The 18,120-nt window shown below is 69.5% G+C and carries 20 protein-coding genes; 1 reads left to right on the plus strand and 19 read right to left on the minus strand.

Annotated elements, in window-relative coordinates; all coding sequences use genetic code 11:
- Positions 1 to 39: 39 nt before the first annotated feature.
- From FB465_RS09505 to FB465_RS09555, 12 genes are all read right to left on the minus strand, one after another.
- A complete protein-coding gene (locus FB465_RS09505) occupies positions 40 to 1,521 on the minus strand; it encodes a DNA cytosine methyltransferase (RefSeq protein ID WP_145789418.1) in 1,482 nt (493 codons plus the stop codon).
- Between the two features lie 60 nt (positions 1,522 to 1,581).
- Complete coding sequence (locus FB465_RS09510; protein ID WP_145789420.1) at positions 1,582 to 1,953, minus strand: hypothetical protein; 372 nt, start codon at positions 1,951 to 1,953, stop codon at positions 1,582 to 1,584.
- A gap of 52 nt (positions 1,954 to 2,005) precedes the next feature.
- On the minus strand, positions 2,006 to 2,131 hold the full coding sequence (locus FB465_RS37465) for a hypothetical protein (protein WP_281292332.1): 126 nt from the start codon (positions 2,129 to 2,131) through the stop codon (positions 2,006 to 2,008).
- The gene (locus FB465_RS09515; protein ID WP_145789422.1) at positions 2,128 to 2,820 is read right to left on the minus strand and encodes a hypothetical protein; all 693 of its coding nucleotides are present in this window, start codon (positions 2,818 to 2,820) and stop codon (positions 2,128 to 2,130) included. The genes FB465_RS37465 and FB465_RS09515 overlap by 4 nt, the downstream gene beginning before the upstream one ends.
- Before the next feature lie 50 nt (positions 2,821 to 2,870).
- Positions 2,871 to 3,524, minus strand: a complete 654-nt coding sequence (locus FB465_RS09520; RefSeq protein ID WP_145789423.1) for a hypothetical protein — start codon at positions 3,522 to 3,524, stop codon at positions 2,871 to 2,873.
- Positions 3,525 to 3,570: 46 nt separating this feature from the next.
- Positions 3,571 to 3,858 carry a hypothetical protein gene (locus FB465_RS09525; protein ID WP_145789425.1) on the minus strand — a complete coding sequence of 96 codons (288 nt, stop codon included), beginning with the start codon at positions 3,856 to 3,858 and terminating at the stop codon, positions 3,571 to 3,573.
- Positions 3,859 to 3,941: 83 nt separating this feature from the next.
- Entirely contained in the window at positions 3,942 to 4,931 is a 990-nt protein-coding gene (locus tag FB465_RS09530; protein WP_145789427.1) for a helix-turn-helix domain-containing protein, read from the minus strand.
- 77 nt (positions 4,932 to 5,008) lie between these two features.
- Positions 5,009 to 6,136, minus strand: coding sequence for a hypothetical protein (locus tag FB465_RS09535; protein WP_145789429.1), 1,128 nt, complete (start codon positions 6,134 to 6,136; stop codon positions 5,009 to 5,011).
- Entirely contained in the window at positions 6,133 to 7,260 is a 1,128-nt protein-coding gene (locus FB465_RS09540) for an AAA family ATPase (protein WP_145789431.1), read from the minus strand. The genes FB465_RS09535 and FB465_RS09540 overlap by 4 nt, the downstream gene beginning before the upstream one ends.
- A 25-nt stretch (positions 7,261 to 7,285) precedes the next feature.
- Positions 7,286 to 7,633, minus strand: coding sequence for a hypothetical protein (locus FB465_RS09545; RefSeq protein ID WP_145789433.1), 348 nt, complete (start codon positions 7,631 to 7,633; stop codon positions 7,286 to 7,288).
- A 75-nt stretch (positions 7,634 to 7,708) separates the two neighbouring features.
- A complete protein-coding gene (locus FB465_RS09550) occupies positions 7,709 to 7,924 on the minus strand; it encodes a hypothetical protein (protein ID WP_145789434.1) in 216 nt (71 codons plus the stop codon).
- Positions 7,925 to 8,019: 95 nt separating this feature from the next.
- Positions 8,020 to 8,580, minus strand: coding sequence for a hypothetical protein (locus FB465_RS09555; RefSeq protein ID WP_145789436.1), 561 nt, complete (start codon positions 8,578 to 8,580; stop codon positions 8,020 to 8,022).
- Between the two features lie 277 nt (positions 8,581 to 8,857).
- Between FB465_RS09555 and FB465_RS09560 the strand changes: the two genes are divergently transcribed.
- Positions 8,858 to 10,357 (plus strand): hypothetical protein, encoded by a 1,500-nt coding sequence (locus FB465_RS09560; protein ID WP_145789438.1) that lies wholly within the window; start codon positions 8,858 to 8,860, stop codon positions 10,355 to 10,357.
- A 570-nt stretch (positions 10,358 to 10,927) separates the two neighbouring features.
- Here the strand turns inward: FB465_RS09560 and FB465_RS09565 are convergent.
- The 7 genes from FB465_RS09565 to FB465_RS09595 form a co-directional block, all read right to left on the minus strand.
- Positions 10,928 to 11,185 (minus strand): hypothetical protein, encoded by a 258-nt coding sequence (locus FB465_RS09565; protein ID WP_211785747.1) that lies wholly within the window; start codon positions 11,183 to 11,185, stop codon positions 10,928 to 10,930.
- 32 nt (positions 11,186 to 11,217) lie between these two features.
- Positions 11,218 to 12,264 (minus strand): peptidoglycan-binding protein, encoded by a 1,047-nt coding sequence (locus FB465_RS09570; RefSeq protein WP_170290536.1) that lies wholly within the window; start codon positions 12,262 to 12,264, stop codon positions 11,218 to 11,220.
- A 44-nt stretch (positions 12,265 to 12,308) separates the two neighbouring features.
- Positions 12,309 to 13,097: a peptidoglycan recognition protein family protein gene (locus FB465_RS09575; RefSeq protein WP_145789440.1), complete on the minus strand. Its 789-nt coding sequence runs from the start codon at positions 13,095 to 13,097 to the stop codon at positions 12,309 to 12,311.
- Between the two features lie 63 nt (positions 13,098 to 13,160).
- Positions 13,161 to 13,520 carry a hypothetical protein gene (locus FB465_RS09580; RefSeq protein ID WP_145789442.1) on the minus strand — a complete coding sequence of 120 codons (360 nt, stop codon included), beginning with the start codon at positions 13,518 to 13,520 and terminating at the stop codon, positions 13,161 to 13,163.
- Between the two features lie 64 nt (positions 13,521 to 13,584).
- On the minus strand, positions 13,585 to 16,104 hold the full coding sequence (locus FB465_RS09585; protein ID WP_145789444.1) for a phage tail protein: 2,520 nt from the start codon (positions 16,102 to 16,104) through the stop codon (positions 13,585 to 13,587).
- Positions 16,105 to 16,118: 14 nt separating this feature from the next.
- The gene (locus FB465_RS09590) at positions 16,119 to 17,189 is read right to left on the minus strand and encodes a hypothetical protein (RefSeq protein ID WP_145789446.1); all 1,071 of its coding nucleotides are present in this window, start codon (positions 17,187 to 17,189) and stop codon (positions 16,119 to 16,121) included.
- The gene (locus tag FB465_RS09595; protein ID WP_145789447.1) at positions 17,189 to 18,118 is read right to left on the minus strand and encodes a hypothetical protein; all 930 of its coding nucleotides are present in this window, start codon (positions 18,116 to 18,118) and stop codon (positions 17,189 to 17,191) included. The genes FB465_RS09590 and FB465_RS09595 overlap by 1 nt, the downstream gene beginning before the upstream one ends.
- Between the last annotated feature and the right edge of the window lie 2 nt (positions 18,119 to 18,120).

Consider the following 18,120-nt stretch of genomic DNA (forward strand, 5'->3'; position numbering starts at 1 on the left):
CGCGTTCCGTCCGGCCGTTTCGGGCGGCGGTCACCGATGTCAGCTCAGGACCTCCATCAGGCGGCTGCCGAGGAGGGCTGCGGCGTTGACGGACACGGCGTTCCCGGCCTGCTTGGTGCGCTCACCCTTGGTGCCCTTGACGATGTACTCGCCGGGGAAGCGTTGTGCCCCGAGCTGCTCCTCCGGCTGGAGCATCCGGAAGTAGCAGTCCTCTATCGCCTCCGCGAAGGAAGCGATCCCGACGGAGTCGCGGGTGGAGAGCGTGTGCACGGGCTCGGCAGCCGTCCTGACTGCGGCACGGCGGTAAGGAATCACCAGGGTGTGCCGGGCCCGCTCGCGGGCGATTCGCCGTGTAGCGCCGGGAACGGTCAGGCCGTGGTGACGGGCGGTGGCGATCGTGGACAGCGGCTCGGCCAGGGAGCGTGCCGACCCGTTGCGCCGCATGTCCACGACGAAAGGCGGTACCGTCACCAGTGCCTCGGTCTCGCGCGTCATCCGGGTGCGCATGGGCGCCGTCGTACTCTCGGGACTGTCGGCCCAGGTGCCGCCGACGGGGACGAGCAAGCCCTCGCCCTGCTTGGCGCAGCGCACGGGCATCGGGAGTTCGCCAGCGGCCATCGCCCGGCCGTCGTGACCGGCGTGGTTGAGGGTGAGCACCGAGGCCCGGTCCGGGAAGAGCTCCAGGCCCCGGCGGATGCGCTCGATCGTCTTGTCGGCGAGCGGCTTGGGCCTGTCACCGATCCGCTGTCCGAGGTTGGACCAGTCGATGACGTCGGCGGCCGGACGGACGTACGGCTCCACCACCGCGTGGCGGCACGTGGTGTTCGGGCAGCGGTAGTCGTACTGGACGCGGTACTTGCCGATGGTCCGGCCGTTGCGCCAGGTCTGGACGGCGTCCACGTCGGTGCCGCAGTCGAAGCAGTGGGCGCGCGGAGTGATCCGGAGATTGGGCATGGGGATGCCCTTGCGGGTGAAGCAAATGTACAGCCGGTCGCGCCACTGCGGCGCCGGCATGTTGCCCGGCCCGCCGAGGTGCGCCGAACTCGCCGAGACGATCTGGTGGTTGTAGCCGAGCAGCGTCATGCCGTCCAGCCACCAGGCGAACAGGCTCCAGTCAGTGGCGAACTCGACCACGTTCTCGACCAGGACTGCGTCGTACCGGTGGATCTCGACGGCGCGAATCACGTCGGTGGCCGTCACCCGCGTCCGGATGAACGCCTCGGGGTCCACGGGGCCATCCTCCAGAAGGGACAGCTGGCCTTCGGGAACCCGGCGGCGCCCGCCGGCGGGCGAAATCTCGGTGCAGATCGGCGACGCCCACAGCACGTTGGTCTTCGGCAGACGCCGCATGTCGAAGCCGTCGAGGTTGGCGAGAAGGTGGTCAGCCTGGCGGTGGTTCGCGGCGTGGGTCTCCAGGGCGGTGCGCCAGTGGTTGACGGCGACGACGAGTTCGAATCCGGCCTCGACCAGGCCGGTACTGCTGCCGCCTGCTCCGCAGAACAGGTCGGTGAAGGTGATCACAAAGGGCTCCAAGAGGCTGGACGGGCCCGCCGGTTGAAGGCGGCCTGCCGTGAAGGGTGGTCAGCGCAGCGACGGGCAGCCGTCGGCGCGGGCGAGCAGCAGGAGTTGCCTGTGCAGTCCGCTCTTCCCGAGGCACTGCGCCTCGCTGATGGCGGCGGCGAGGTCATTCCGGGCCTCGCGGGTGTCGGGGTGCGGGAAGGCGCAGGGGCATCCCTGCGACGCGGGGCCGGGCTCGGCTGCGCCGCGCTCGCGGCTGATGGCGCCGGCCAGCGCCTGCTGTGCGGCCTGCATGTGGCGGGCGAGCGGCGTGGCTGCTGCGGGGCTGGCCGGAGTCTTCGTGCCGAGTCGGCGGCGCACGAGCCGGGGGTTCGCGGCAGGGGTCGGGGTCGGCCGGATCAGGTCCAGCGCCCAGGATGGGGTGCTGTTGGTCATGGTCTGTCTCCGAGGTCGGCCCCGGCCCGCCGTGTGGCGGGCCGGGGACTGTTCAGGGGCGGCGGCGGTGGGCGGCGGGTCGGGCGGTCCGGCGCTCCCATGCGAGCTGTTCGATGGCCGCTGCGGTGAGCAGGCCGAGCGCGACGACGCCAGCGGCGAGTAAGCCGAGGGAGATCACGGCGCCACCTCGGCCACGTCGTGGGCAGCCTGGGTGGCGGGCTCGGTGGGCCGTGGCCGGTTCAGCTCGGCCAAGTCGATCCAGGTGTGAAGGACCTTCGCGTTTCGGCTCCACAGGCTCCGGGGCCAGTCGGCGCTGGGGTGGGTCCACAGCCGGACCCATCCGGCGCGACTCAGGCTGTCCTGGTGCTGCTGGTGCGCGAGGACCGCGGCGCTGGAGTCCGCGTACTGGCCGAGGTGTTCGGTCGCGCCGAACCGCGCGTCGGCGGCCTCGCTGGTGAAGACCGAGACCGGGTGTCCGGCGGGCGGGGCTTCGGCGATGCCGGACCGGGCCAGGTACTCGTCCACCTCGATCAGCAGCGGCGACAGGATGGACTGGGCCGCATGGGCCAGCCCGCTCGGCGTCGAGTCGTAGACCAGGACTGTGGCGAGCTCGCCCTTCGGTTCGTGCTGTACGAGCCAGCTGATGACGTTCTCGGCGCGGAGCGGAAGCCCGGTCCCGGCGGTGATGGTCAGTCGGCTGCGGTCGGGCAGGGCGGCTGTGATCCGGCGGCTGGCCTTTGCAGCGTTCTTGATGTCCACCACGTAGCCACGGGCGCGCAGTGGTGTGATCAGGCGGTCGTACCGGTCATGGACGAGCCGCCAGGTCGGGTCGTGGATCCGACCGGTGGGGATGGGTGCGAGGTTCATCAGGTCTCCAAGAGGTGCGCCGGGCCGCGTGCGGCCCGGCGCGAGGTGTGTCAGCGGCGGGCGCTGGCGATCTGCAGGACGGTGATCTCCGGGCCGAGGGCCCACACGGTGAGGAGCTGCGTGGGCTGCGGCTTCGGCTCCGATGCCGGGGACCAAGTGGGCGACCACACGGGCGACCAGAGCAGGGCGGACAGCTCTTCGGCTCGGGTGGTGAAGCGCGTGGTGGCAGCGGTCAGCGGCTCGCGCGGGCCGTGCTCGGTGCGGCTGCCGGTGGGCCCGATCTCGGTGGTGACGAGCTGGTACTCCTCGTCCACGGCGGGAGCGGCCTGCAGCCTGGTGACGCGCTCCAACATCGGCCGGACATGCCCACCGTGGTGACGGTGCGCGCCCTCGGGAGTGGAGTCGTACAGGACGGTGATCGGGCCGTTGTTGTCCTCGTTCTCGGGCTGACGGGTGACCAGCCACTCGTCGACGCGGCGGGGGTCGGTGGGCAGGGCGTCGGCGCTACCGATGTGCAGCTCGGTGCCGTCGCCGAGGGTGACGCGTATGAAGTAGGCCCCGCCGCACAGCTCCACGTCGGTGACCCAGCCGCGCTGGCGCAGCGGGGTGATCACGTGGGCGTAGTTGGCGTAGAGGGTCTGCCACAGCGGATCGGTGACGCCGTTGTGGTCGGGTAGGGGGGCGAGGTTCATGGTGATCGCCATAAGGTCTCCAAGAGTGTCAGAACGTCTTGAACCGTGTCACCTATCTTTAGAGCGAGGTAATCACGGCCCTGGAGGTGCGGACGGCCTCCAGCAAGCCGATTTCGATGACGTCCGCCCCGAGCGAGCAGGTCGCCACCGGCAGGCCCTCGCGGGTGGCGAGCGAGACGGTGTCGGTCGGCAGGGCAGCCAGAGAGTAGGCCGCTCGGGCGAGTTCGGCCGCCGCTTCGGCCAGGGGCAGCGACTTGGCCAGCAGGGCCGGTTTGCAGTCGCCGCACGGACAGCTGACCGTCTTCACCTCCACGCAGTATCGGGCGGCAGCTCGAATGGAACTCATATCTTCCTCCTGCGAGTTGGGGATTCGGTTGAATCCGTTACTTATATCTTAGTCGCATAGCGACCTGGGTCAATGTTTGTGGATCAAGGATTGGCTCGGGTTCGCGCGGCCCGAGCAACCCTCTTGGCCTCCTCCAGGGCCTCGGCCACCCGCGTCGGCTCGGACTCGATCCTCTGGCGACGATCCCTCTGGTCCCGCATGAACGCCCGCACCCACTCCTCGTCGTTGCGCCGGTCGGCGTCGGCCAGCGCACGGCGATTCCGCTCGCGTTCGGCCCGAGCGTTCGTCCCGCAGCCACGGCAGTTGGCGGCCGGGCTCGGGTGCTTCGGGCAGCCGGACGCCTCCTGCTGCTCGGGCTGCGAAGCGGGCTCCCCTGCGGCGTCAGCTGCGGCGTCAGCTGCGGGGGTAGGGGGGTAAGGAAGAGAAAGGGAAGGAACAGGAAGAACAGGGGTTTCCCTGGGGGAACCCCCGGGGTCTCCCTGTGGGAACCCCTCGGGTTCCCCGTCGGGAACCCGGCCCGAATCTCCAGGGTTCCCCTGCGGCAACCCGGCAGGTTGCCGCCGACGCCTCCCCGATCCGCCCGAAGCAGGGTTCCCTTCGGGCGACCCTGGCTCGCTACCCGGCTTCGGGGCAGCCGGAGCCACTCGGTTGGTCGCTCGCGCCTGGACGTCGAGGTGTGTCCGCGCTGGTACGGCCGGCCTGCTTCGGTTGCCCGACGCTCGGGCAAGCCGGGGGTTCCTCGGCGCGTTCGCTGCCTCTTCCCGCCACTGCTCCAGCTCCTCCGTGCTCGGGATCGGCGGAACGCCGAGCGGGAAGATCCGGTACTCGGCGCGCTGGCCCGCCCTGCCGATCTTGACGCGCTCGACCAGGCCGAGGCCGACCAGCTCGGTGATGACGGACACCACCGTCTTCTCGCCGACGCCGGACCACGCCATCAGACGGACCAGGCCCGGCGCGGCAATGCGGGTCTGGTCGTCCGCCGAGTCGGCCAGCTTCATGAGGATCAGCTTCTGTGTCTGGTTCACCACTTCCTTCGGCAGGTATCCGGCAACGACAAGCAGGTGGATGCTCACAGGTTCCTCTCGGATGGCATCCAGGGCAGCCCTGGGGCCCGCACGGCGCGGGCCCCAGAGTCATGCGCTGGGTCAGGTCAGGTGCGGGCGGGACGGACGTTGATGGACCTGGCGGTCAGGGCGCCCGTCGCCTTCATCGGGATGCCGATCCCCTCTTGCTTGAGGAAGGCGATCATCTGGTCCACGTCGGGCACCATCGGCACGGGCACACGGGCGTCGTCGTACAGGTCGACCATGGCCTGCACGTCGGGCTTCTTGACCGGGTTCTTTCCGCTCCACGACAACGAGTTGGGACCGTAGGTGCCGGCCGCTGTCTGGTCGAGCTTGGCCCGCGCGAACTTCTTCACCTTCGCGCCCGCACTCTCCTGCGCGTGCCCGCTCACGTACTCGGCCAGCGCCTGGGCCCGATCGTCATCGTCCCTGACCAGCAGAGTCTGGACCGGGACGCCCGGCGCGGCCTGTCCCCAGCACGCGGTGAGCCACGAGCAGTAGTCGCACACCGCCGACAGGCCGGGCCCGTCGTGGTCGCGCGACAGTTCGTCCGGGTCTCCGACCTCGAGGACGCGATCCACCCACCACAGTGCCGCACTCGCCTCCAGCTCGTCGAAGGCGAACTCCTGCACGTGCTCCTCGCCGTTGTCCCGGCAGATGAACCGGAACCGGATGCGCTGGACGTCGATCGGCCCGAGCCTGGCCAGGGCCTTCTGCCCCTGCACGTCCGCGAAACCGTGCGCGCGCAGGATGCTGGCGTACAGGTAGACCTGCCGGAGCTCGGCCTTGGAGGCGCCGTACCTCAGCACCTGGTCCCACTTGCGCACGGACTTCGTCTTCACGTCCTCGACCGTGACAACTTGTGCGGGAACGATGGGGCGCATTGCCTTCGGCAGCCGGGCAGCGGTTGCCTGGTCCAACTGGACGACATCCACGTGGCCTCGCACGTTGTCGCCCACCACGGTCCGCTCCACCTGCCAGCCAAACTCCTTCCGCGCGTCCTCCAGCAGCCCGGCGTGGATGTAGGTTCCGAGGATGGCGGCCTTGCCCTCGTGGGTGTCGGTGCGCGGCGTTCCGGTGACGATGTACGCCGCACGGCGGGAGCACACCGTGTCGGACGCCCCCAGCTCGGTCTGGCGCGACCGAGGCCGGCGCCGGTCGGCGCCGTGGGCCGCCTTCCAGATGGAGGGGGCTTCGATGTCCTGGACGCTCATCCGGACACCGCCTCGGAGAACGCGGCGTCTGCCCGCGCGTCGCGGTCGGCGTCCGCCGCCGACTTCCGGTCAGCGGCGGCGCGCAGCTTCTCCGCGTCGGTGCGCGGCGAACCGCCCATCTCTTCCTGCGGGTTCTCGATCTCGGCTGCTCGCCGCTCGATCTCGGCCCGCACGGTCAGGACCTCGTCCCTCGACAGGTTCACATCCGACCCACCGATGTACCTCCACATGCCCGCGAGTTCGTCGCGGTCGGAGACGATGGCGATCCTCTCCAGCCACGGCTGCACACGGTCGCCTGCGAGCGCGGGCATCACCCTGGGCTGGGAGTCCTGGGAGCAGCCGAGCATGTCGAAGACCAGGGTCTCGATGGCGAACTCCGGCAGGCGCAGCGGGCGCTTCTTCTCGACCCTCAGCCGCAGCGAGCGGGCCTTGATGATCTGCGGCTCTTCGTCCCGGCGCAGCCGGACCCAAACCGTGGAGTCGAACCCGAGGTCCTTGTGGCCCTGGACACGCCATTCCGTCTTCCCCTTGATCGGGGTGCCGTTATCGTCCAGCGCGCTGATCTGCTTCCCGCGGGCGAGGACGATGGCGATGCCCGGCAGTGTCCGCAGCAGCCACATCACCCGCGCCCAGCGTTCCACACTGTCGTTCCAGAGGTTCATGCCGATGTCGACCGCAGCGTCTGGGTCGGCCAGCAGCAGCGCCTTGTTCTTGCGGGTGCGCCGTGCCCGCTCATGGGTCCAGTTGGTCAGCATCCGCCACAGGGCGGACCCGCTGTCGATGGTCAGGACGACGGGCGGCTCCCCGGCGAGCGCCGCCCGCCGGGCCTCAGCGTGCACGGCCTCGATCTGCTCCAGGATGTCCCGGTAGCTGCCGTCGTGCTCGATGATCAGGTAGTCGGCACCGGGGATCGCGGCGTACTCGTCCGCCGAGCCCTCATCGAGGTCGATCCAGTACATCTGGCCGATCTTCTCGGATGCGCTGAACTCGGCGGCCGAGAACGTCTTGCCCGCCCCTTCCTCGCCCTCGATGAGGACGAGCGGCCAGGGGACGATGCCGGTTGGCTTTCGTGTTTTGAGCCTGGTGCCGGACTTGTCCGGCGTTTTGGGCGCAGCTGCGCTCATGAGTTGGTCTCCAAGAGTTTGGTGTTCAGGCGGCGCGCAGGGCGCGGACCTCGAACACGGAGATCCACTCCGGGTGCCTCTCGATGAGGAGGCGTGCATACCGGGAGCGGAAGTTGTTGTTGAGCTTGAAGGGGTCGCCATGGGTGTGCAGGCCATAGCGCCAGCGCAGGAGTTCGAAGAGCATCCCGATGCCGACGTGCGCGAAGCCGTTGTTCACGCAGTCGGCGGTCAACGCCTCCAGGGCATCCAGAACCCATGGATTCAGGCCATGGAAGGCCTCGAACTGCTGCTGGATTGACGCGTCGGACTGCTCCTCGGGCTGCTGGATCTCTTCGATCCACAGACCCGGAATCTCGTCCTGGGCAACGCGCACACCCCACCCCCTCGATGGTCGCCATCAAACGTGCAACCTATCTTGAGGCCACAGTGTGCGTAAGATCAATCCCAATCAGCAGGGGTCGGACAGGGGATGGAGATCCCCGCACAGGCAAGGCGCGACAGGCAGCGCGGCAGCAGCAAGCCCCATCTCCCCCGTCAGGCGCGCCAGGTGAGCATTCTCGCCAACTGCACACAGGAGGCTCTTGAGTGCATGGGCGATGGCGTCGAGCTCAAAGGCGCTCACCACCACCACCGCCTCGGCACCCTCGATCGCGATGTCGGCCATTCAGCACTTCCTCTCGATTTGATCTAAATGCCCCGATTGGGATACTTATATCTTAGTCGCAAAGAAGGCTTAAGTACACTAACGGCACTAATGTCCTACTTCTTGGCAGCCCGCCCTCGGGACAGTACGACCGACCCAGGGCCCTCGTAGCGCCCGGCACGGAGCGCCGCCACAACGTCGGGGTTCGGCACCCAGGACAGCGTGCGCGCCGAGGCCTGCAAATCCGGCACAGTCTCCAGCACGGTGTCGAGCAGCCAGAGGCCGCCGGAGCCCCCAAGTCGCCAGTCTGCGGCGACGAATCTTCCCGTTTCGACCGCCATGACCAGGGTCGGCTGTGACGGCAGGTCGAACATAGCGACGATCTCTTGCTGTCCCACGATGGCCGGCAACTCTGCCTTGGTCTGCGGCATCCAACCGGGTTCCTGCTGCTCCACCAGCTCCTGCAGAGCCGCCTCGTTGAGGGTCTTCCGGCGGGGCGTGGTCTCGCCGTAGCCGGCGGCGAAACCAAGCGGCCAGTACAGCTGTCCTGACACCACGATCGCGGTCTCGGCGTCGAGCGCACCGCGGTGCAGCCACTGGCGGATCATCTGCGACTGAACGTCGTAGATGGCCGCGAACTCCTGCATGCCGACGATGTACGGCTTACCGCGCTCCACCGCTGTCCTCCTGGGGTGCCAGACGAGATAGCCACCTTATGTGTCTGACATCGAAACTGAGTGGGGAGATTCAGCGAGCATCGCGCCTCGTGTCCAGGAAGTCGAAGTGGTACCCGGTCTCCGGGGAGACGACCGCCACCTGCTCTGCGGCCCGGGTGCGGCTGACTTCCCGGGCCGCGAGCTCGCCGCCGGCCTCCGCGCCGCTGAGGGCAAGCTTTCGGCCGGTCCGGAGAAACCGGGTGCCGGGCGGCCCGGCCAACCGGAAGAATCATCGGTTATGCCGCAGTCTGTCCCCGCGTCCGGCGTCCCGGACTCCCAGTACATCCGGCGCATCCAACGCCACTCGCAGAGCTCGCTCGTGGAGCTCATCGCCTCTACCAGTACCCGCCTCCCGCACCCTCGTGACCTTCGCGAGTACGAGGGGCTCGGCGTATACGGCCCCTGGGCCCTCGCCGACGCCGCCTGGATCTCCCTCGCCCTCGGCCAAGAGATCAACCGGGCTCCGGCGCAGCCCCGCGACCTGGGGCAGATCCTCGGCTTCTACCTCGCCCTGGACGACCCCTACTACCAGGAGTCGCCGGAGGAGAAGCTGACGCGCCTGCTGCTGCGGGTGTCCGGACAGCAGTTCACCTGGCAGGTGGACGAGTACTCCGAGCTGAGCCGAACGGTCGCCATCTTCACCCAGACCGACACTCCGGAGCCCCTCAAGGCGATCGGCCCCGGCTGGGCGCAGGACGTGCTCGGGTGTTCGGTGGCCGACTACGTCGGCCTCGCCCGCTACGTCTGGGCGACCGTCACCGGTGTCCCCGCGCTCAACGGCCGCTTCAACCCGGACCTGATGCTCACCTGGGCGGACTACTCGCCCTTCACCTCCCTTCAGTCATCCGCTGACGCGACCGCGATCCTGGAGCGCCACTTTGTGACTGACACCGCCCGGCTCCGGGCAGCCCACCGCGCCGCCCCGGATCCGCTCCTGCGCCGCTACGGCCACAATCCCCTGCGGACGACCCCGCTGGTCGCCGGGTTCGGCAACGGCTACCTGGTCCCGGTGCCGGCCGCCGTCCTGTCCAAGGCGAGCATGCTCGGCATCTACTACACCGGCGGCGAAGGCGGGCGCACGCCGCGCGGCAAGCAGTTCACCGCCGACCTCGGACACCTCTTCGAGGCGTACGTCGGGCGCCAGCTGGGCCTGCTCGACAACGTGACGGTCCACCCCGAGATCAAGTGGGAGGGCGAGACGAAGGGAAGCGGCGGCAAGTCCGTCGACTGGATCGTGGTCTTCCCCGACCTGGTGCTGCTGGTGGAGGTCAAGTCCGCCCGACCCGACGCCGGCCTACGCCTCGGCGCGGAGAACTACGCCGAGAAGCTGGCCAAGACGCCCGGCGAGGCGTTCCCCCAGATCGAGAGGACCGACCAGCTCATCTCCGAGGGCAACCCCGCGTTCGAGCAGATCCCGGCTCACCTGCCGCGGCGGGGCATGGTGATCACGATGGAGCCGTTCCACCTGCTCAACACTGCCGAGCTCCGCGCCGGGATCCAGCGCACCCCGAACCCGGTAACGGGCGAGTCGATCCCCATCACCACGGCCTCCATCTTCGAGCTGGAGCACGCCGTCACCATCACCGACACCAGCTTGTCCCAGCTCCTGCTCAACAACCCGCCGAACGGCGCCCTGACGCTGCTCCAACTGCTCGCGCGGCACGAGTTTCTGGAGCACAATCCGATCCTGGAGAAGGGCTGGAATGCCATCCCCTTCCCAGGTCATCCGCAGTCCTGACGCGATGCGGCGAGCGGAGCGGTCATGGCCCGCCTCTGGGCGGCGGACCTCTGTATGAGTACGGCGGAGGGCCCGCGCCCTGGAGTGCGAACCCTCCGCCAAGGTCGTTCCGCCCAGTCCACCTCTTGGAGGTTCAGTGTGGGGCGGAACGACCCTCCGTCGAGCCAGCGGCAGTGTGCGGGCCGCGCCGACCAGTCAAGAGCGTATGTAGCAGGCCGACTATCGGGCGCGGCCCCTCCCGAGCGGCGTTCGGCCGCAGCCCAGTGCGCTGCCGGTGGGGAATCGCGTGAGTAGGTCTGGGGAGCACCTGAGTGCGGGGTGGGGAAACCAAGGATCCTCATCAACAGCCGCTGCTAGTGTGAGCGGTGGTCTTCCAAGAGGCCCGTGAGGCCCCCGTCCAGTGCAGGATCGGGGGCCTCACTCTTTCCAGGCGCCGAGGCCACGTGGGCTTACGACCCCTTTCGGCACGTCCTCGTGGAGGCCGGGTTACTCGTGGGCGATGAAGCCCTCGGTTCTGCCTGTGCCGAGCGGCGACCGTTCGAGCAGCAGCGACGGCGGCGCGAGCAGAGATCAGCGGGCGGCGGGCAGCTGCGCCTTGGCGACCCCGTACTGCGGCGGCCGGGCGTAGCCGAGCAGCCAGCCGAACTGGGGGCTCACGTGCTCCTCGGCGAGGCGGAAGACGGCGTAGTAGGCGAAGCCGACGAGCGGGGTGAGGACGCCGGACAGGGCGGACGGATCGAGGTCGAGTCCGTGCTGCGCGGCGAGCGACACGAGCCAGCCGACCAGGGCCGGCAGGCCGGTGCGCAGCAGGGAGACGTACACGTTCACGCGAGGGTTCTCCTTCTGGGTGTTGGTGGGGGTCAGGACCAGAGCCGGCGCCATGTCTCCGGGCCGGGGTAGCCGTCGGCGTCGCTGCCGCTCCAGCCCTGGGCGCGCTGGAAGTCCGCGACGTTCGCACGGTCGGCTTCGCCCCAGTCCGGGCCGGCGCCGACGCGGTAGTGCTGGCCGTATCCCCTGGCGACCAGCTGTCGGCCGAGCTGGGCGACGTAGTCGTTGTGGGCTCCGGGCTGGAACCACTGGCGGCCGGGGAAGGCAGGGACGCCGCCCGGCAGGTAACCGAGGAGCTGCCGCAGCGAGCTTTCTCCGGGCACACCGTCGGCGTCTTGGCCCTGGTAGCCGAGGCTGAGCTGGAAGTCGCGGTAGTTCAGGGTGTCGGCATCCGACCAGTCCGGGCTCGGCCCGACCTGGTAGTGGCTGCCGAAGCCCTGCGAGACGAGGGCCTGACCGACGGCGGTGACGTGGTCGCCGTGCGCCCCGTTCCCGTACTGGAGGCCGTTGATGGTCACCTGGTAGCGGGCCGGGTGGTCGGCGGGCGGCTCGCTCGGCTGCGGCGTGCTGGTGCTGCCGGGGCGTGGTGCTCCTGCCTGCACCCACCGGTACAGCGGCTCACCGGGGCAGTCCGTGGCGTACCCGTCGCGGTGACCCCTGATCTCACCGCCCGCACCATTCGCCTGGAGCAGGTCGATGCCGTCGCGGATCGCGCTGAGCAGTTCGGGGGTCGGCTCGGTCAGGCCGTCGCTGCCGACGAGGCCGCAGATGGCGTAGTGCGCCCTGTTGAGGTCCTGGTTGCCGTTCGCGCCGGTGCGCTTGCCAATGCCACGGCCCTCAAAGAGCACGCCGTGGACGCACGCGAGGTAGTTGTAGGCGATGTCGGAGTAGTTCTCCTGCCGGTTGGCGAGGTGACTCTCCCGGATGTCCTTGACCTCCTGCACGCACTGGCTGTGGTCGGCCTGGAGATCGGTGGAGACGGGTGTGCCCTCGTAGTGCACTTTGACTCCGAGGGTGGTCGCCTGGTCAGGGGCGGCCGACGAGGGCCAGCCGAGCTGGTCCCGAGTAACGAGTTGCATTGGCGCTTCCTGCTTCTCCCCCGCGCCTGTTGCTGTCGGACGGTTCAGGTGATCGGGGTGGTCCAGGCGGCGGCCCAAGTGGCTGGCCCGACCACGCCGTCCTGGTCGAGCTGCTTGTCGGCCTGGAATGCCCGGCAGATGCGCTCCGACTGGGGGCCGTACTCGCCGTCCACGGTGATCCGCCAACCGCGCTCGGCCATGCGCTGCTGCCAGGTCCGCACGTCAGAGCCCTCGCAGTAGTTGCGCAGGTACCGGCCGGGCCAGGTCGGGTACCCCTGGACCGGCGAGGGGGCCGGGGCCGGAGTCGGATCGGTGCCGCCGGGGCGGGGCGCGCTGGCCTGCACCCACCGGTACAGCGGCTCGCCGGGGCACGACGTGGCGTACCCGTCGCGGTGGCCCCGGATCTCGACGCCGGCGTTTCCGGCGCTGCGCAGCCAGTCGATCGCGTCGCGGATACCGTTGAGCTGCGCGTCGGTTGGCTCGGTCAGGCCTTCGTCGCCGAGCATCGCGCACACCGAGTAGTGCTGGCGGTTCAGGCCGGGCCCGTTGGCGGCCTGGAGGTGGTGCGCGCCTCGGCCCTCGAACACCGTGCCGTGAGGGCAGACGACCGCGGAGTACGCGATGTCGATGTAGCCCTCGGTGGTGTTGGCCTGGTGGGACGCCTGGAGGTCCCGCATGCGGCCGGGGCAGCGGCCGTGCTGGTCCGGCGCGGCGAGGCCGGAGGGCACCTCGGTGCCCTCGTAGTGGACCTTCACTCCCTGGGTCGAGTCGATGTAGGTGAAGTCGGACTTCGGGGCGCGGGCGCCCCACTGTTCACGCGTTACGAACTGCAAGGCTGCGCGTCCTGCTTCTCCCCCGCGCCTGCCTGTTGGTGAAACCTTGCTGCTGGTGGTGCGCTACGGCCCGTTGCCCCTGGACAAGAGCCACAGCTGGAGGGCTGCAACGACGATCGGCGCGACGAAGACACCGATCAGCCACCTTCGCGTTACCGCGGCCTTCGCTTCCGCGTCCGCGCGGGCCCGCGCTTCCGCTTCGAGGTCGCGCTCAACGACCTCGATGCGCTGGACCAGGAGCCGCTGGTCCGACTGGTAGACGTCCTTGGTGACGACCTGTTCGAGGCGGACAGCCAGTGCTTGAAGATCGGCCCGCAGATCGTCCTTGAGCTGGGCGATGCCGTCGCGCTGGTCCTCGCGGAGCTGAGTGAGCGCACGCTGGAGCTCCCACAGGGTGGGCTCGGCGGTCGGCGGGACGCTCATGGGCAGCTCCACGTAGGCGTCCCCGCGCCAGGGATCATCCTACGGCCCCCGCGCCGCAGGATGCTCAGTCGATGCATGACCAGCGGGTGTGGGCGAGGGAGACCCAGTCTCCCAGCGCCCCTGTCGCGTTCCACAGTTCGATGTTGCCGTTGGGCTGGATGAACAGGTTCGCGCCCACGTTCCGGTCGGTGGCGGCAGGGAAGACCTCGCCGAGCTTGGGCCGGCAACTGGAGTCACCGATGGTGCCGATGACGCCGCTGGTGAAGGTGGACGGAACCAAGACGATGCCGCGCAGCACCACGGTGCCGTCGGGCATGCGCCGATAGGAGACGTTCTGCCAGCCGAGCAGCTGCGAGCATCCGTTGAGGAAGTTGATGTCCTGCCATCCCGATCCGGTGACCGAGATCGGCACGTCGGCGGTGATGCTGCTCTGGGAGACAGTCAGCTTCTGGTTCAGCTTGAGATCGGCCCACTGATTCTTGTTGCAGGCGATGATCTCGGCGTTGCCGATCCGGATGTGGTCGTACTCGCTGCTGCCCGCGTACACGTTGCCGTTCGGCAGGTCCGGGCGCATCGGACCGCTGGTTCCGCGCGCGTACAGCGAGTTGGCGTCGACGGTGTACCGCACCGACAGCTGGCCGTTGACATTGGTCTCGCCGGCGTCGATGTCGACGACCGCTTTGCCGGGGGTGGAGTACAGCTTGATGTCGGCCTGGGGCCACATGACCACGGACCGCGGCGCGATGAGGCCGGTCTTGGGCGGGTCGGTGAGCTTGGCGGACTGGAGAGTGAGCAGGCTGCTGTTCTGCGTGGGGTCGTAGATGCTGGAGATGGTGGCTGGGTTGAGTTCCTGGGCGGATCCGGAGTAGAGCCGGACCATGCCCACGGCGCTGCCGCCTGTGGTCACCGAGGTGGTCTCGACTCGGTTGCCGGTGGCGGCGGTGGCCAGTGTCGCGCCGGAGATGTTGACGCCGGTGATCGTGGTGCCGGTGATGGTTCCGCCAGTGATGGTCTTGCCGGTGATGGCGTCGGCGGAGAGCTTGGCGGCGGTGATTGTGCCGTCGGCGATCTGTACCTGTCCGAGGACGGGCCGGGCCTCGGCGTTGTCGAAGAGGATGCTGCCTGCGGTGGCCTGCCAGCTCTCGACGAAGAGGCGGCACGTGGTGGTGCCTGCGGGGGCGGTGACGGTGGCGGCGAGGGTCTGCCAGGTCGCGCCGAGGACCGGGGTGGTGCTCTGCGCGGCGCTGTAGCCCAGGGTGGCGCCACCGGCGTCCATCCAGCGGGCGTACAGCTTCACCGCGCCGCCCTTCCAGTCACTGGACGCCTGGTAGTCGTAGCGCAGGAACAGCTGGTCGCCCGGCCGAGCGGGCACCGTGGCCAGGGCGAGGGACTTGGTGGTGGTGGTCGCGGCGGTGGCATCGACCTTGAGGGACTTCGCCGAGCCGCTACCGGTCGCGGCGATGGACCACGACGCTCCGCCGCCGGCGGCGAGGGCCGCACCGGCGGGGCCTTCGAAGCTCCCGTCAGGGATGTAGTTGTTCACGACGCCGACCGCGAGGGCATCGGCGGTGATCGCGCCCGCCGCGATCTGCCCGGCGGTGATCGTGTTCGCGGCGATCTTGTCCCCGGTGACCGAGAGGGCCTTGATCTCGCGGCCGGTGACAGCGTCTGCGGCGATTTTCCCCGCGACGACGGCGTTGGAGGCGATCCTGCTGGCGGTGATCGTGCTCGCGGTGAGCCGGTCGCCGGTGATGCTTCCGGCGGCGATCTCTCCGGCGGTCACCGCCCCAGCGGCGAGGCTGGCCGTTGTGACCGCGCCGACCGCGAGCTCGGCAGCGGTGATGGCTCCGGCGGCGATCTCCCGCGCGGTGATCGCGTCGGCGGCGATGGTTCCTGCGGTCACCGCGTTGCTGGCGAGCTTGCCTGCGACCACGGCGGCGGCGCCGATCTTGGTGGCGGTGATGGCCGCGTCGGCGATGGCCTTGCTGTTGATCGCCCCGACGGCGACCTTGGCGTCCGTCACGGCGTTGGTGGCGAGCTGGAGTTCGCCAATGATTCCGGCAATCACCTCCTCGGCTACCACCTTGGCCGGGCCTGCGGTGGCTGTACCGGACGGCGCGGACGCCTTGCCGGAGGTGGAACGGGCAACCAGCATGACCGTTACCGGCACGGTGGTGGGGACGAGGATCCGCCCGCCCTGCGGGGACTCGATCGTGCCGATCAGCGTCGTCGCGTCCGGGGCGACGTCGGCGGTCCGGGCGGCGTGGACCTCAACGCGGGCGAAGTCGAGCGGACACACCCCCTGGTCGGCGAACGTGCCGTCCCACATGACGGAGACACCGCCCAGTGTGGAGATGGCGGCCGGGGTGGTGGGCGTCGGCGGCGGCGGGCCGTTGACCACGGTGACAGCGGTGGTGCCGTCCGGCTGCTGGCCGATGATGGCCCGCAGCTTGCCGTCAGCGGTGACGGTCAGCGCCCCGTCATCGATGCTCGAGTACGCGAGGCGGGAGCTGCGCGATGTGTCCTGGCTGAGGCGTTCGATGTCGGCGATTCGCTGGGCGAGCTGGTCGATCGGGTCGGGCATAGGTGTCCTCCAAGTCAGGTGGTGTAGGGGCGGGCCAGGCGCAGCGTGGCGGTTTCCTGGCCGCCGTCGCTGGCCGGGCGAAGGGTCCAGGAGGTGATGCGGCACCAGCCGTCCCAGTCGCCCCACTGGTCGTGGACGGTCACGCGGACGTCGTCGCCGATCTGCCAGGAGCCGATCGGCGCGGCCGGATGGTCCATGACGGTGATCTCGGTGACTTCGCCGAGGCGCTGGCGGCCGGCCCGCTCGGTGCGGACGCGGGCGGCGAGCCGGTCCGCCGACTTCTCGCCGGGGGCGTCGAGGACCTGTTCGAGGCGCAGCCTGCTGTTGCGGGCGGCATCGGTGGTGCGGACCTTCGCACTTCCCTCGCCCGCACCAAGGCCGACGACGACCTGGGCGTAGGTGTCGGCGTCGAACAGCACGGGCACCGCCGAGACCACGTTGACGCCGCTGGCGAAGGTGATGTCGCTGCGGCGGGTGCCGAGGCGGGGCCAGCCCACGGTCACGCGGCGCTGCGGCAACCCGTCCGCCCAGGCGACTCGCTCGGTGAACTCGGGGCCCTGGTCGAGCGCCGTCATGTCCCGCAGTACACCGGCCAGAGCGGGGGCTTCCCATGCCTTGGTGCTGTACGGCTGCTCGCTGGTGCCGACGCTGACCTGCGTCGCGACGGTGTCGACCTTGACACCGAGGTTGCCGTCCGGCTGCTCCTGGCAGTACGCCCACACATCGCGGATCACGTTGGACGGGTCCGCGCCGATGTACGGGCCGCGCCCGGCCAGGTCGCCGTGCAGGTCGCGGCGGCGGGTCAGGTACGAGCTGAATCCGGCGGCCTCGATCGGGTACCGGCTCCCGGCCGGTTCGGCCCGCCAGACGATGCCGCCCCACATCAGCTGGTCGTCCCGCTCGGCGAACAGCAGCGTGTTGCCGGCGTCCGGGGCGATCAGCTGGGTGAGGCGCGGTTCCAGGACACCTCGGAACGCGCCGGGTCCGTTCAGCTCGGGCCCGAACTCGACTCCGGTGACCGGCAGGTCCCAGGAGAGGATCTGGCCGGTCAGCGCGTGCTGAAGGATGTACCGGTAGGAAGGCATCAGACCACGCCCTCGATGAACTCGACGTCGAAGATCAGCGCCGTCGAACCGGACACGTCACCGCCGCCGTTGGCGTTGTTGTAGCGGCCCGCCTGCAGGCGCAGCTCCTGGGTCTTGCCGCGGAACCACGGGGCGAGGTCTGGGGAATCGCTGGCCATGACGGAGGTCCGCGAGACGTAGGTGATCGTGTCGGTGTCGACCTGGTACTCGGTACCGATCCAGCCGCCCCACACCAGGCGGACCCCGAAGAACGTCTCGCCGAACACCCGGATGCCCGTGAGGGTGGCGACGAGGTTTGCCTTGGTGGCCCATGCCGGAACGTCCGTGAGCACGCGGCCGCCCGGCGGCCAGTCGTCCTGCCACACCCCGGACTGCGACGGGAGCTGCGAGTACGGGAAGCCGTTGATGGTGTAGAGCTTGCGGTCGCGCCGCGGGTTGGCGATCTGCCGCAGGTCCCTCACCATCGCGTCGGTGATCGTCGCGCAGTTCGGCGGGATGTCGATCCTGGCCAGGGGGATCGCGGTCATGCCGACCGGGGGCGTGGTCGTGCCGGCGCTGACGTTCGGGATGACGTGGACGTAGCCGATGTCCTGGGTCGCAGGGTTGCGGTTGCCCTCGTACTCGGGGTCTTCGACACGCAGCACCACCAGGTCGCTGCGTCCGACCCCGGCGGTGGAGGCGATCGGCACGACCTGGTCGCCGACGTTGTACTGCGTGTAGGAGCCCTGGCCCCAGGTGGCTCCGCGCACGATCGCCGAGCCGTCGCCGATCCGTACGGCTGCGCCCGGCGTCGATGTCTGCCGGACCTTGAGGTCTCCGCCTTCGGTCACGCCCTGGCTGCCCCGAGCCAGGTCCCGCACCATCATTCGGAAGGCCCTGGCGGGGTGGGTGCCGCCGTTGACCATCATGGGCGGCTGGATGAGCGTCATGC

The sequence above is a fragment of the Kitasatospora atroaurantiaca genome, assembly GCF_007828955.1.
Classification (GTDB): Bacteria; Actinomycetota; Actinomycetes; order Streptomycetales; family Streptomycetaceae; genus Kitasatospora; species Kitasatospora atroaurantiaca.